This window comes from Roseomonas sp. BN140053 (genome assembly GCF_047690175.1).
Classification (GTDB): Bacteria; Pseudomonadota; Alphaproteobacteria; order Acetobacterales; family Acetobacteraceae; genus Roseomonas.
This window is the reverse complement of record NZ_JBLLEB010000005.1, coordinates 218,616-232,116: the sequence shown is the minus strand read 5'-3', so window position 1 is coordinate 232,116 and position 13,501 is coordinate 218,616. Positions and strand designations below refer to the sequence as shown.

Sequence of the window (13,501 nt, the reverse complement as noted above, 5' to 3'; positions counted from 1 at the left end):
CATTCCATGACCGATGTCGTCGTCGTCGAGTCGCCCGCCAAGGCGAAGACCATCAACAAGTACCTGGGTGACGGCTACAAGGTCATCGCCTCCTTCGGCCATGTCCGCGACCTTCCCGCCAAGGACGGCTCCGTGCGGCCGGAGCAGGACTTCGCCATGGACTGGTCCTCGGAGGACCGGGGCGAGAAGCAGGTGCGCGAGATCGCCGCGGCGCTGAAGGGCGCCAAGCGCCTGTTCCTGGCCACCGACCCCGACCGTGAGGGCGAGGCGATCTCCTGGCACGTCCGGGAGATGCTGGAACAGAAGCGCCTGCTGAAGGGCGTGGAAGTCCACCGCATCACCTTCAACGAGATCACCAAGCGCGCCGTCCAGTACGCGATCGAGCACCCGCGCGACCTCGACGTGCCGCTGATCGACGCCTACCTGGCGCGCCGCGCGCTGGACTACCTGGTGGGCTTCACCCTGTCGCCGGTGCTGTGGCGCAAGCTGCCGGGCTCGCGCTCCGCCGGCCGGGTGCAGTCCGTGGCGCTGCGCCTGATCTGCGAGCGGGAAGCCGAGATCGAGGTCTTCAAGCCGCGCGAATACTGGACGGTGGAAGGCCGCTTCGCGACCCCGATCGGCGCCCATTTCAACGCCCGCCTGACCCACCTGGACGGCAAGCGGCTGGACCAGTTCGACCTGCCGGACGAGGCCGCGGCCACCCGCGCCAAGGCGGCGGTGGAAGCCGGCAGCTTCTCCGTGCTCTCGGTGGAGAAGAAGCGCGTCCGCCGCAACCCGCAGGCGCCCTTCACCACCTCGACGCTGCAGCAGGAAGCCTCGCGCAAGCTCGGCTTCGGCGCCCAGGCCACGATGCGGCTGGCGCAGCAGTTGTATGAGGGCGTGGAGATCGGCGGCGAGACGGTCGGCCTGATCACCTATATGCGGACCGATGGCGTGCAGATGTCGCGCGAGGCGATCGACGCCATTCGCGACCACGTGAAGGGCGAGATCGGCCCGGACTACCTGCCCTCCGCGCCGCGCGAATACACCTCCAAGGCCAAGAACGCCCAGGAAGCGCACGAGGCAGTGCGCCCCACCGACGTGGCCCGCACACCCGGCGACGTGGCCCGTTACCTGAACCCCGACCAGCGCCGCCTGTATGAACTGGTGTGGAAGCGCGCCGTGGCGTCCCAGATGGCCTCGGCCGAGCTGGACCAGACCACGGCCGACATCGCCGACGAGTCCGGCCGCACCCGGCTGCGCGCCACCGGCTCGGTGATCGCCTTCGACGGCTTCCTGAAGCTGTACCGGGAGGACGTGGACGACGCGCCCGAAAACGCGCCGCTGGACGACGACCCCGACAGCCGCGTCCTGCCGCCGATGTCCGAGAAGGACCCGCTGAAGCGCGGCGAGGTCCGGGCGGACCAGCACTTCACCCAGCCGCCGCCGCGCTATTCCGAAGCCTCGCTGGTCAAGAAGATGGAGGAGCTCGGCATCGGCCGGCCCTCCACCTACGCCTCCGTGCTGCAAACCCTGCAGGACCGCGATTACGTCAAGCTGGACAAGCGCCGCTTCCAGCCGGAAGACCGCGGCCGCCTGGTCACGGCCTTCCTGGTCTCCTTCTTCGAGCGCTACGTGGACACCGGCTTCACCGCCGCGCTGGAAGAAAAGCTGGACGACATCAGCGGCGGCCGGGCCGACTGGCGAGCGGTGATGCACGAGTTCTGGGACGCCTTTTCCGTCGCCGTGGGGGCCACCAAGGACCTCAAGATCAGCGACGTGATCGACGCGCTGGACGAGGATCTCGGCCCGCACTTCTTCCCGCCCGCCGATGACGGCAGCGACCCGCGCCTCTGCCCGAATTGCGGCACCGGGCGGCTGGGGCTGCGGCTGGGGCGGACCGGCGCTTTCATCGGCTGCTCCAACTACCCGGAATGCCGCTACACCCGCCCGCTGATCGCGCCCGGTGCCGAGGGCGAGGACACCGGCGCCTTTGCCGAGCGCGAGCTGGGCGCCGGCCCGGACGGGCAGACCGTGTCCATGCGGCGCGGCCCCTACGGCATCTATGTCCAGCTCGGTGAGCCCGGCACGGATGCCAAGGGCAAGCCCACCAAGCCGCGCCGCGCCAGCCTGCCGCGCGGCATGGACCCCGAAGGGGTGACGTTGGAGCGGGCCCTGGCCCTGCTCTCCATGCCCCGCATCGTCGGGCTGCATCCCGAGACGGGCGAGGAGATCAGCGCCAATCTCGGCCGCTTCGGGCCCTATCTGAAGATGGGGGCGCTGTCGAAGTCGCTGGACAAGGACGACGACGTGCTGACCGTCGGGCTCAACCGCGCCGTGACGCTGCTGGCCGATGCCAAGCCGCGCTCGGTGATCCTGGGCGAGCACCCGAAGGACGGGGCGCCGGTGGAGATTCGCCGCGGCCGCTTCGGCCCCTATGCCCAGCACGGGCAGCTGGTGGCCAGCCTGCCGCGGGGCGTCCAGGCCGAGGACTTCACCCTGGACCAGGCCGTGGCGCTGCTGGCCGAGAAGGGCAAGGTGCTGCCGCCCCGTGGCGGTGCCCGCAAGGCGCCGGCCAAGCGCGCCGCCGCCCGCCCGGCCGCGGAAGCCGCCGAGAAGCCTGCCCGCGCCGCCGCGGCCAAGCCCGCAGCCGCCAAGGCCCGCCCGGCCGCGAGCAAGGCCAAGGCGACACCGGCCCGCGGCAAGGCAACCGCGGCCAAGAAGGCGCCCGCCCGCAAGGCCACGGCCAAGGCGCCGACCGGGTAAGGGGGAAGAACCGACATGGCGCGGCGGATTTCGCGTGGCCCCGGCTCCGGCCACGTCACGGTGAAAGGGCCGCCGCGCAGCCGCGCCGCGGCGGGTCCGCAGAACAGCGCCCGGCGCCGCCCTGCCCCACCGCCCGACGGTGAGCCGGCCGCCCTACCCAGCCGGGACGCGCTGGTGGCTTTCCTGCGCGACGCCGGCGGCAAGGTCAGCAAGAGCGAGATCGTCCGGCATTTCGGCCTGGGCGTCACCCAGCGCCCGGCCCTGCGCGACCTGCTGCGGGAGCTGAGAACGGCGGCCACCGCGGCGCCCGCCGGCAAGCGCTCCTTCCGCCACCCGGCCTCGCTGCCCGACACCGCCATCGTGGAGGTCTTCGGCACCGACCCGGACGGCGATCCCCTCGCCCGCCCGGTGAACTGGGACGGCGACGGCCGGCCGCTGGTCTACATGCATGCCGAGCCCAAGGGGCAGCCCGCCCTGGCGCCAGGCGAGCGGGTGCTGGCGCGGCTGAAGCCGATCGGCCGCGACAAGTACGAAGGGCGCACCCTCAAGCGCTTGGCGGAAAGCGGCACCTCCCGCATCCTCGGCCTGTTCGAGAGCAGCATGATCCGCCCCGTGGACCGCCGCGCCCGCGCCGACTGGTCGGTGCCGCCCGGGGAGAATGCCGGTGCCGAGGATGGCGAGCTGGTGCTGGCCGAGCCCCTGCCCGGCTACGGCCTCGGCCCGCGCCCCGCGCGCGTGGTGGAACGGCTGGGCCGCATGGACGCGCCGCGCGCCGTGTCGATGCTCTGCATCCACGCCCACGGCATCCCCGCCGAGTTCGACGACGACACGCTGCGCGAGGCCGAGCGGGCCCGCGGCGTCGGCCCGGAAGGGCGCGAGGACCTGCGCGACATCCCCCTCGTCACCATCGACGGCGAGGACGCGCGCGACTTCGACGACGCGGTGTTTGCCGAGCCCGACGGCGAGGGCTGGACGGTGATCGTGGCCATCGCCGACGTTTCTCATTACGTCCGCCCCGGCAAGCCGCTGGACCGCACCGCGGCGGATCGCGGCAACAGCGTCTACTTCCCCGACCGCGTGGTGCCGATGCTGCCGGAGGCGCTGAGCAACGGCTGGTGCTCGCTGCGGCCGGACGAGGACCGCGGCTGCCTCTTCGTGCGGATGCGGTTCGACGCCGAGGGCCGCAAGCAGGAACACCGCTTCGGCCGCGGCATCATGCGCTCCTCCGCCCGGCTGACCTACGAGGCCGTGCAGGACGCCCGCAACCGCGGCGAGCCGCGCTTCGACGCGCTTTACGGCGCCTTCGGCGCCCTGCTCGGCGCCCGCGAGAAGCGCGGCACGCTGGACCTGGACCTGCCGGAGCGGAAGGTGGTGCTGAGCGACGATGGCAAGGTGCTGGCCATCACCCCGCGCGAGCGCCTCGACAGCCACAAGCTGATCGAGGAGTTCATGGTAGCCGCCAATGTTTGCGCCGCCGAGGAGCTGGAACGGCTGCACCAGCCCTGCATGTACCGGGTGCACGACCGCCCCTCGGACGTGAAGCTAGAAGGGCTGCGGGAGTTCCTGGGCAGTTTCGACCTCAAGCTGCCGCCGGGCAACGAGCTGCGTCCGCGCGACTTCCACCGCCTGCTGGACGAGGTGCGCGACCGCCCCGAGGAGCGGCTGGTGAACGAGACGGTGCTGCGCGCCCAGTCGCAGGCTGCCTACGCGCCCGACAACATCGGCCATTTCGGCCTGGCCCTGGCCCGCTACGCGCATTTCACCAGCCCGATCCGCCGCTACGCCGACCTGCTGGTACACCGCGCCCTGGTGTCCGGCCTGCGCCTCGGCCCCGACGGGCTGACGGCGGAAGAAGCGGCGCATTTCCCGGAAACCGCCGAGCACATCACCCGCACGGAACGCCGTGCCGCCCTGGCCGAACGCGACGCGGTGGACCGCTACCTCGCTGCGTACATGGCAGACCACGTGGGAGCGCAGTTCGAAGCGCGCATTTCCGGGGTGACACGCTTCGGCCTCTTCGTCACCCTGGAAGGGAACGGAGCCAGCGGAATCGTTCCCCTGCCTTCACTTCCGGACGACCGATGGGACCACGAGGAAGGCGCACGGCGCGTGGTGGGCCGGCGGACCGGCATCACCTTCTCGCTGGGGCAGCCCGTGGACGTGCGGCTGTTCGAGGCCGTGCCGCTGACCGGCAGCCTGACCTTTCACATCCTGCAGAGCCCCAACCCGCAAGGAGCGTCGCGCCGGCGGACCGGACCGCGCGCCACTGGTTCCAAGGCGCGCTCCTCGCCGCGGCGCTGATCCTCGGGGCGCCGGCGGCGCCGGACTGGGGTCTGGCCGGGACGGCCTGGGCGCAGGCGGCGCCCTTTCCGCGGCTTGCGGCGGTGGACACCCTGACCGCCGGCTTCACCGAGATCCGCGACCGCCACCTGGAAGCCACCGATGCCCGCGATTTGTCGCTCTGGGGGTTGCGCGGCCTGGCGGCCGTCGACCCTGCCCTGTCGACCGAGTTGCGCGACGGCGTGCTGGTGCTGTCTTCCGCGGGGCGGGAGATCGGGCAGCGGCTCGCCGGGCGCGGGCCGGCGGATGCGGCCGAGGCGCTGACCTGGCTGCTGGAGACGGCCTGGAACGCCTCGCCGCCGCTGCGCCGCGGTGGGCTGGACGGCCTGCTGCAGGCGGTGTTCGACGAGATCTTCAACCACCTCGATCCCTATAGCCGCTACCTGTCGCCCGCGGCGGCTGGCACGGCGCGCGACCGCCGCTTCGGCACGGCCGGGGTGGGGCTGCGGCTGGAACCCGGCCCGCGCGGCGTGTCTGTGGCCGAGGTCCTCCCGCGCGGTCCGGCGGAAGCGCTGGGGCTGCGGGTGGGGGATCGGCTGCTCTCGGTGGACGGCACGCCGGTGGAGGACCCCGCGGCCGCGGCAGCGCTGCTGGAAGGACCGCCGGGCACGGGCGTGCGGCTGGTGCTGCTGCGCGGGCGCGGCCGCCGCACCGTGACGCTGCGCCGGGTGATGCTGGCCCCCGTCACCGTGCACGCGGAACGGCGGGACGACCTGCTGTTGCTGCGGCTCTCGGCCTTCTCCTCGGCCACCCAGGACCAGCTCGCCCAGGCGCTGCTGGCGGGTTTCGAGCGGGAGCCGGCGCCGCGCGGCATCGTGCTGGACCTGCGCGGCAATCGCGGCGGGCTGGTGCGCGAGGCGGTGCGGGTGGCCGGCGCCTTTCTGGCCACCGGGCTGATCGCCCGCACCGACGGTCGCCACCCCGATTCCCGCCGCGCCTGGGACGCCCCCGGCGAGGACCTGGCCCAGGCCCGGCCGATCGCGGTGCTGGTGGATGGGCGCACCGCCTCGGCCGCCGAGATCGTGGCGGCGGCCCTGGCCGACCGTGGGCGCGCGGTGGTGGTGGGCAGCGCCACGATGGGCAAGGGGCTGATCCAGATCCTGATCCCCCTGCCCAACGGGGCTGAGCTGTCCTTGTCCTGGAGCCGCATCCTGGCCCCCTCCGGCTGGCCGCTGCAGGCCCTGGGGGTGATCCCTGCCCTCTGCACCAGCGGCGGAGCGGAGGCCACGGCGCAGGCCCTGGCAAGGCTGGGGCGCGGCGACCCACCCCTGCTGCCGGTGCTGGAACGCCAGCGCGCCGCCCGCGTGCCGGTGCTGACCAGCGAGGTCGCGGCGCTGCGCGGCGCCTGTCCGCCAGCCGAGGGGCGCGAGGCCGACCTGCAGGCCGCCACCGCCCTGCTGGTCACGCCCGAGGCGTATCGCGCCGCCCTGCTGCGTTGATCCTGCCTGCGTGCACCGCATCGCCGGGCTGCACGATGCCCGAAGCGCTTGACGCGACGGCAGGTCTGGCTAGGTTGCGCCGTTTCAACGGCCCGGGCATTGCCCGCCGGCCCGCCGCGGAATCCCAGACATGGCCAAGTCCAACACCATCCAGATCAGGCTCGTGAGCAGTGCCGAAACCGGCTACTTCTACGTGACCAACAAGAACACCCGGAACACCACGGGCAAGCTCGAGATGAAGAAGTACGACCCGGTGGCGCGCAAGCACGTCGTCTTCCGCGAAGCCAAGATCAAGTAACACGGCTGGCGCCGGGGCTCCTGCCCCGGCTTCCCCGGTGCGGGGCAGCCTCGCGATGCGCTGGCATGTCCGGCGCAGCCGCGCCCTGACGGGCGCGCGGGGTGTTCAGGCCAGCGCGTCGTCCGCGGCCATCACCAGCCGGTTCCGTCCTGCCGCCTTGGCGCGGTACAGCGCCGCATCCGCCAGTCCCAGCAGCGCTTCCACGCTGTTGCCGGGCGTGGCGGTGGCGCAGCCGATGCTCACGGTCACGGTCAGCGCCTGCCCGGTGTTCAGCACGGGGCTGCCACAGATCGCCTGCCGCAGCCGCTCCCCCACCATCTGCGCGTCGGTCTGGCTGTTGTCCGACAGGATCACCAGGAATTCCTCGCCGCCGTAGCGGGCCACCACGTCCACGGCCCGGACATGCTGGCGCAGGCGATCGGCCACCGCCCGCAGCACCACGTCGCCGCAGGCATGGCCGTAGGTGTCATTGACCAGCTTGAAGTGGTCGACATCCAGCAGCAGCACGGTGGCGCCATTGGTGCGCAGCAGGCTTTCCAGGTGGCGGTTGGCGTAGCGCCGGTTGCGCAGCCCCGTCAGGCTGTCCGTCACCGCCATTTCCAGCGAGCGCTGCAGGTCGGCCCGCACTTGGTCCTGGTAACGTTTACGGCGGATCTGGTTGCGGGCGCGGGCGCGCAGCTCGTTGGGGCCGACCGGCCGCAGCACGTGGTCGTTGGCGCCGAGGTCGAAGCCGCGCAGCACCTGGTTGCGCTGATCCGGATTCGCGATCAGCAGCACGGGCAGGTCGCGCGTGGCACCCTGGGCCCGTAGGCGGGACGCGAAGCGCAGCCCTTCCCCCGCATCCAGCGACAGGCTCAGCACCGCCAGGTCGAAATCCGTCCCGATCAGCCATTCCCAGGCCACGCCCGTGTCGGTGGCGATCACCGACACGATGCCGTCGGCGCCGAGCACCTCCTCCAGGTGCCGCGCCTCGTCGCGGTCCTCCGTGGCAATCAGCGCCTTGGCGCCGGACACGCTGACGGGCGGCTCGTCGGGCCGCTGCAGCCCGAGATCCTCCGCGGTTTCCGAACGAATCCGGAAGGCGTCCAGCACCTGCTTGGTGCGCAGCAGGGCACGCAGCCGGGCAAACAGCGTGGCATGGTCCACGGGCTTGGACAGGAAGTCGTCGGCGCCGGCTTCCAGGCCGCGCACCCGCTCCATCTGGTCCACCAGGGCGGTGATCATCACCACTGGGATATGCGCGGTTCCCGGCCGCGCCTTGAGCCGGCGGCAGACCTCGTAGCCATCCATGCCCGGCATCATCACGTCCAGCAGGATGACGTCCGGGTTCCATTCCTCCGCCAGGCGAAGGGCCAGGAAACCGGAATTGGCCAGGGCCACCTCGTAGTATTCCGCGCGCAGGCGGGCCTCCAGCAGGTGGAGGTTGGTCGCAATGTCGTCCACCACGAGGATGCGTGCACTCACGCTTCCTTGCTCCCTACCGCAGGCCGTTTGGCAGGAGCCGCGAGGACCCGTCCCATCTTGTTTCCCTAGCACATAACGCGTCTACGACCAACCGCGGAAGCGCAGAGATCGTTGCACCTGCGCGTAAAGGTTGTCCATGGCAGGCCGGCATCCCGTGAGCCCTCCTGCCGGCCGGCGCTGCCCACCCGGTCTCGCCGGGCTGCGGCGCCCCGCTTCAGCCCGTTGCCAGCACCACAACCCTGCCGTCAGGCCGCAAGAGCGTCGCGCGCAGCACGGGGGCCGGACCGGGCCGGACGGCGATCCCGCCCACCCCGCGCGCCGCCAGGGCCTGATCGAGGCCGGCAGGATCGGGGTGCTCGGCCACGAGGTCGCGCAGCCGCAGCCCGGAATCCGGCAGCCGCGTCGCGGCGGACACGCCGCCGGGCCACTCGATCAGGCAGGGCAGCAGCCCACCCATCGGATCCGGCGGCGCAGCGAAACGCCAGTGCAACTCGCCGCGCGACATCGCCAGCGCCTCGCCGGCGGCGCCGCCCAGTTGCTCCGTCAGGGCAACCAGCCCGGCGGTGCGGGCCACGAAGGTCAGCAGCGCCGGCGTGTCGCGGATCGCCTCCCGCACTGCCGGACTGCCCAGGCCGAAGGAACGCGGCGGCGCGGGCGCCTGGGCTGGGTCCGGGGCGATCAGCTCCAGGTAAAGCTCCGGCCCCATGCCGACCAACCGGTTATGCGTCCCCCAGCCCGGATGCGCCCCGCCCCCGGCGGCCGCCACCCCAAGCACCTCGCGCGCCCAGCGCTCGCCCTGTTCCAGGGTGGCGCAGCCGACCACGAGGTGGTCCAGCGCCGCGGTCATCGCGCGGTGAACTGCGTCTTGCCGAACATCACCTCGCGCTCGGCATCGGAGATCGGCCCCTGACGCTGGCGGTCGGCCAGCACCTCCACCCCGCGCTGCACGGCGGGGCGAGCGGCGATCGCCTGGAACCAGCGCTGCACCCCGGGATAGTCGGCCAGGTCGATGCCGCGCCGTTCCGGGTTGCGCAGCCAGGGGAAGGTGGCGATGTCGGCAATGGAATACTCGTCGCCGGCCAGCCACTCGGCCTCCGACAGGCGCTTGTCCAGCACGCGGTGCAGCCGCTTGACCTCGTTGCCGTAGCGTTCCCGGGCATAGGGGATCGGCTCGGGGGCGTAGTTGGTGAAGTGGCCGTACTGGCCGAACATTGGCCCGACCCCGCCCATCTGGAACATCAGCCATTGCAGGCAGGCGAGGCGCGCCACCGGGTCGGCCGGGATCAGCTTGCCGGCCTTCTCGGCCAGGTAGATCAGGATGGCGCCGCTCTCGAAGAGCTGGACGCGCTGCCCACCTGGCCCGTCGAGGTCGACGATCGCGGGGATGCGGTGGTTGGGCGTGATCGCCAGGAATTCCGGGCGGAACTGCTCGCCGGCACCGATGTTCACGGGCACCACGCGATAGGGCAGTTCCAGCTCCTCCAGCGCGATATGCACCTTGTGGCCGTTCGGCGTCGGCCAGCTCCAGAGTTCGATCATCGTTTCCGCTTTCCCGATTCCTGGGTTCCCCAGATGGGTGGGGGGTATCCCCCGCGACAAGGCGTTGCCGAACCGGCTGCCGCACCGCACCATCGCGCGCGGTTCGGGAGATGCGGCATGACGGAATGGCAGGTGAAGGACGCGGACAGCTTCGTGGGCGCGGACGGGTCGATCGATGTCCGCCGGCTGATGGCGTCCGTAGACCCCGAGGTGCATGCCGACCGGGCCGACCGCTACTACGCCGCCGTGCCGCTGCACGACCCGCAGTTCCGCAAGCCGGTGGGCGATCCCGGCATGGCGCGCGACATGCTGCGCAAGATGACGCTGGCGATGCAGTTGCTGGACGCCCAGCCCGGCCAGCGGGTGATGGACTACGGCTGCGGCACGGGCTGGCTGTCCCGGGCGCTCGCGCAGCAGGGGCTGGAGGTGGTCGGCGTCGACGTGTCCGCCACCGCCCTGGCCAAGTCCGTCGCCTACACGGCGGTGCACATGCCGCAGATCGCCACCAGGATCCGGCACGCGCAGATCACCGGGGGCAAGGTGCCGGTGGAGGACCAGTCGGTGGACCGCGTGGTCTGCTACGACGTGTTCCACCACGTGCACGACCAGGCCACCGTGCTGGGGGAGATGTTCCGCGTCCTGTCGCCCGGCGGCCGGGCGGTGTTCATTGAACCCGGACCGCGGCATTCCCGCTCCCCCGCCTCGCAAACCGAGATGCGGCAACACGGCGTTATCGAGAACGACGTGGTGCTGGAGGAAATCTGGCCGCTGGCCCAGGTGGCCGGCTTCGAGCGGTGCGAGGTGGCGGTGGTGCCGAACCTGCCGCTGCTGCTGTCCTTGCCGGAGTTCACCGCCGAGGCCGCGCGGGTGGAAGCGAAGGGCCAGCCCTCCCCGGCCACCGTGGAACGCGTCTTTGCCCGGCTCGATCCCTGGATCGAGAACATGCGCTGCTTCGTGCTGCACCGTGGGGGCAAGCCCGCCCCGGCCGCGAAGCCCGCTGCTGCGGGCGCCGAAACCGCCGCCAAGCCTCCAGCCACCGCGGCCAAGGCACCGCCGGCCGGCGGCCCGGCCAAGCCCCCGGCACCCACCAAGCCCGCGACGCCGGCCAAGCCTGCCGCTGCAACAGCAGCGACCCTGCCGGCCGGGAAGACCGCCGCACCGCCGAAGGCGGCAGCGCCCGAGCCCGGGTCGACTGCGCCCAGCAGCCGTGAAATTCCCCGAACCGCAGCGCAGCGCCCCGAACCGCTGGCAGCCGTATCCGCGACCGCCGCGCCGCTGGGTGAGCAGATTGCCGTGTCGGTGGAGGTGCGCAACCTCGGGCCGTTCCGCTGGCTGCCCGGCGGGAGCGGGGTCGGCAGCGTCAATCTCGGGGTGATGCGGAGGGTCGCGGGAGGCGGGCTGGAGCGCGACTTCCGGCGGGTCCGGATGGCCTCGCGCCCCGTGGAACCGGGGGAAACCATCCGTCTGACCTTTGATCTGCCGGTGGCGGGAAGCACGGGCTGGATGCTGGACCTGGTGGCGGAGGAGGTCACCTGGTTCGGCCTGGATGTCCCACTCGAGGTCCAGGCCCCGCCAGCCCGCAGGCCCGGCTGAGCCCGCGCGCAGCGAAGGCGGCGGCATGACCTTGCCCCAAAGGGTGCTGGATCTCTGGTTTGCCGGGAATCCGCACGCCTCCCGGCAGGTCTGGTTTCAGCGCGACGACGCCTTCGACGCGGGTCTGCGCCGCGAACTGGGCGAGGCCGCCGCCTCGGCCGCAGCAGGTGCGCTGGATGCCTGGGGCGAAGCGCCCGAAGGCGCCCTCGCCCTGGTGCTGCTGCTGGACCAGCTGCCCCGCAACCTGCACCGCGGCAGCCCGGAGGCCTTTGCCGCCGATCCGGCGGCCCGGCAGCAGGCTCGCCGGGCGGTGCTGGAGCGGCGCTTCGACCTCCGGCTCACGCCCGTGCAGCGCGCCTTCCTGTACCTGCCTTTCGAGCATTCCGAAGCGATGGCCGAGCAGGACCTGTCCGTCGTCCTGTTCGAAGGGCTGCGCGACGCGCCCGGCATGGCCGCACCGGGCGGCATGGTGGATTTCGCGTGGCGGCACTGGCAGGTGATCCGCCGCTTCGGCCGCTTTCCCCATCGCAACGCCGTGCTGGGGCGGCACAGCGCGCCGGCGGAAGCGGCCTATCTCGCCGCGGAGGGTGCCGGGTTCTGACGGGGCGCCTGTGGCAGGGATGCAACAGGCAGGGAGAAGCGGCGAAGGACCTGCCTGCCTCGCAACCTGGTGAGTTCGTCCACATTCTTACCCATGCAATTTTGCCCCCGATAGAACTCGCTAGGGTTAACTCCAAATGAAGCTTCGCCAGGCACTTCTCGCCGCTACCGTGCTGTCCGCTCCGACCGCTGCGATGGCGCAGTCCAGCTGGCTGCCCACCGCCGCCGCGCAGCCCGTGACGGGCCTGTACATCGGTGCCGGCGCCGGGTGGAACCATCTCGACCATCGCAACATGACGGCCCAGGGCGGCAACGCCACCTACTTCGACACCACCCGCGCCAGCCGCCAGGGCAACATCGACTTCAACGAAGGCTTCGCCGGCGTCGTGTCGCTGGGCTGGGGCTTCGGCAACGGCGTGCGGGCGGAAATCGAGGGCAGCTACCGCTACAACGACCTCGACAAGCTCGGCGGCTTCCCCGGTCGCAACGGCGGCGGCGCGTCCTCCGCGTTCCGCAACTTCAACGGCGAGCAGCAGCAGTACGGCGTGATGGCGAACGCCTTCTACGACTTCCAGCTGCCGCGTTGGTTCCCGCAGATGCCGATCCCCGTCGTGCCCTATATCGGTGGTGGCGCCGGCTACATCTGGAACGACCTGGACGTCCGCGGCACCCGCCTGGTGGCGGGCGGCAACACGGTGGACATCGACGATCGCGTCGGCCACTTCGCCTATCAGGGCATCGCCGGTCTGGCCTTCCCGATCACCGCCGTGCCCGGCCTCTCGCTGACGGCCGAGTACCGCTACATGGGCCAGCTGCAGGGCCGCTTCGACGGCCAGGTGCGCAACCCGCAGGGTGGCGTGGTGAGCCGCGGCAAGTTCGAGGTGGACCAGCCGAACAACCACTCGGCGATGCTGGGCCTGCGCTACGCGCTCTACACCCCGGCCGCCGTGGCGACGCCGGTGGCGCCGCCGCCGGTCAGCCAGCAGCCGGCCCCGGCCCGCACCTACCTGGTGTTCTTTGACTGGGATCGTGCGGACCTGACCGACCGCGCCCGTCAGATCATCTCCGAGGCCGCGCAGAACGCGCGCCGGGTGTCCTCGACGCGCATCGAGGTGGCCGGCCACGCCGACCGTTCGGGCACGCCGCAGTACAACCAGCGCCTGTCCCAGCGCCGGGCCGAGGCCGTAGCCGCCGAGCTGGCGCGCCAGGGCATCAGCCGCTCGGAGATGTCGATCCAGGCCTTCGGCGAGAGCCGCCCCCTGGTCGCCACCGCTGACGGCGTGCGCGAGCCGCAGAACCGCCGCGTGGAAATCATCCTGCGCTGATCCGCGCAGACCACACGCGACCTTCGAGGGAGGGGCCGGTCCGCGAGGACCGGCCCTTTTCCTTTGATCACGAGGCTGAGCCGGCGAGGTCGCGACAGGCTGCCTTACCCGCGTCTGGCCGCCTTCGCCGCGGCGCAGGCCGAGCCCTCCCCACCGCG

10 protein-coding genes are annotated in these 13,501 nt (G+C 71.9%); 7 read left to right on the top strand and 3 right to left on the bottom strand.

Annotated features, from left to right (window positions below; translation table 11 throughout):
• The first annotated feature begins 6 nt into the window (after window positions 1-6).
• The 4 genes from topA (at window position 7) to rpmG (ending at window position 6,822) form a co-directional block, all read left to right on the top strand.
• A complete protein-coding gene (gene topA / locus ACLIBK_RS07835; RefSeq protein WP_415386678.1) occupies window positions 7-2,745 on the top strand; it encodes a type I DNA topoisomerase in 2,739 nt (912 codons plus the stop codon).
• A gap of 15 nt (window positions 2,746-2,760) precedes the next feature.
• Complete coding sequence (gene rnr / locus ACLIBK_RS07830; RefSeq protein ID WP_415386677.1) at window positions 2,761-5,046, top strand: ribonuclease R; 2,286 nt, start codon at window positions 2,761-2,763, stop codon at window positions 5,044-5,046.
• A gap of 83 nt (window positions 5,047-5,129) precedes the next feature.
• Complete coding sequence (locus ACLIBK_RS07825) at window positions 5,130-6,524, top strand: S41 family peptidase (RefSeq protein WP_415386676.1); 1,395 nt, start codon at window positions 5,130-5,132, stop codon at window positions 6,522-6,524.
• A gap of 130 nt (window positions 6,525-6,654) precedes the next feature.
• Complete coding sequence (gene rpmG / locus ACLIBK_RS07820) at window positions 6,655-6,822, top strand: 50S ribosomal protein L33 (RefSeq protein ID WP_415386675.1); 168 nt, start codon at window positions 6,655-6,657, stop codon at window positions 6,820-6,822.
• 105 nt (window positions 6,823-6,927) lie between these two features.
• Here the strand turns inward: rpmG and ACLIBK_RS07815 are convergent, their stop codons facing one another.
• The 3 genes from ACLIBK_RS07815 to ACLIBK_RS07805 form a co-directional block, all read right to left on the bottom strand.
• Window positions 6,928-8,286 (bottom strand): PleD family two-component system response regulator, encoded by a 1,359-nt coding sequence (locus ACLIBK_RS07815; protein WP_415386674.1) that lies wholly within the window; start codon window positions 8,284-8,286, stop codon window positions 6,928-6,930.
• A gap of 214 nt (window positions 8,287-8,500) precedes the next feature.
• Entirely contained in the window at window positions 8,501-9,133 is a 633-nt protein-coding gene (locus ACLIBK_RS07810; protein WP_415386673.1) for a VOC family protein, read from the bottom strand.
• Window positions 9,130-9,825, bottom strand: a complete 696-nt coding sequence (locus ACLIBK_RS07805; RefSeq protein WP_415386672.1) for a glutathione binding-like protein — start codon at window positions 9,823-9,825, stop codon at window positions 9,130-9,132. The genes ACLIBK_RS07810 and ACLIBK_RS07805 overlap by 4 nt, the downstream gene beginning before the upstream one ends.
• A gap of 117 nt (window positions 9,826-9,942) precedes the next feature.
• Here ACLIBK_RS07805 and ACLIBK_RS07800 point away from each other — a divergent pair, with 117 nt between their 5' ends.
• The 3 genes from ACLIBK_RS07800 to ACLIBK_RS07790 all read left to right on the top strand — a co-directional run bounded on the left by ACLIBK_RS07800 (window position 9,943) and on the right by ACLIBK_RS07790 (window position 13,343).
• A complete protein-coding gene (locus tag ACLIBK_RS07800; protein WP_415386671.1) occupies window positions 9,943-11,418 on the top strand; it encodes a methyltransferase domain-containing protein in 1,476 nt (491 codons plus the stop codon).
• A 25-nt stretch (window positions 11,419-11,443) separates the two neighbouring features.
• Window positions 11,444-12,019, top strand: coding sequence for a DUF924 family protein (locus ACLIBK_RS07795; protein ID WP_415386670.1), 576 nt, complete (start codon window positions 11,444-11,446; stop codon window positions 12,017-12,019).
• Between the two features lie 136 nt (window positions 12,020-12,155).
• Complete coding sequence (locus ACLIBK_RS07790) at window positions 12,156-13,343, top strand: OmpA family protein (protein WP_415386669.1); 1,188 nt, start codon at window positions 12,156-12,158, stop codon at window positions 13,341-13,343.
• Window positions 13,344-13,501: the final 158 nt, after the last annotated feature.

What these genes read in the sequence shown, in the direction of transcription:
- ACLIBK_RS07795 (WP_415386670.1), top strand. Translation starts at nt 11,444, where the DNA reads ATGACCTTGCCCCAAAGGGTGCTGGATCTCTGGTTTGCCGGGAATCCG.
- ACLIBK_RS07810 (WP_415386673.1), bottom strand. Translation starts at nt 9,133, where the DNA reads ATGACCGCGGCGCTGGACCACCTCGTGGTCGGCTGCGCCACCCTGGAA.
- ACLIBK_RS07790 (WP_415386669.1), top strand. Translation starts at nt 12,156, where the DNA reads ATGAAGCTTCGCCAGGCACTTCTCGCCGCTACCGTGCTGTCCGCTCCG.
- ACLIBK_RS07800 (WP_415386671.1), top strand. Translation starts at nt 9,943, where the DNA reads ATGACGGAATGGCAGGTGAAGGACGCGGACAGCTTCGTGGGCGCGGAC.
- ACLIBK_RS07805 (WP_415386672.1), bottom strand. Translation starts at nt 9,825, where the DNA reads ATGATCGAACTCTGGAGCTGGCCGACGCCGAACGGCCACAAGGTGCAT.
- rpmG (WP_415386675.1), top strand. Translation starts at nt 6,655, where the DNA reads ATGGCCAAGTCCAACACCATCCAGATCAGGCTCGTGAGCAGTGCCGAA.
- rnr (WP_415386677.1), top strand. Translation starts at nt 2,761, where the DNA reads ATGGCGCGGCGGATTTCGCGTGGCCCCGGCTCCGGCCACGTCACGGTG.
- topA (WP_415386678.1), top strand. Translation starts at nt 7, where the DNA reads ATGACCGATGTCGTCGTCGTCGAGTCGCCCGCCAAGGCGAAGACCATC.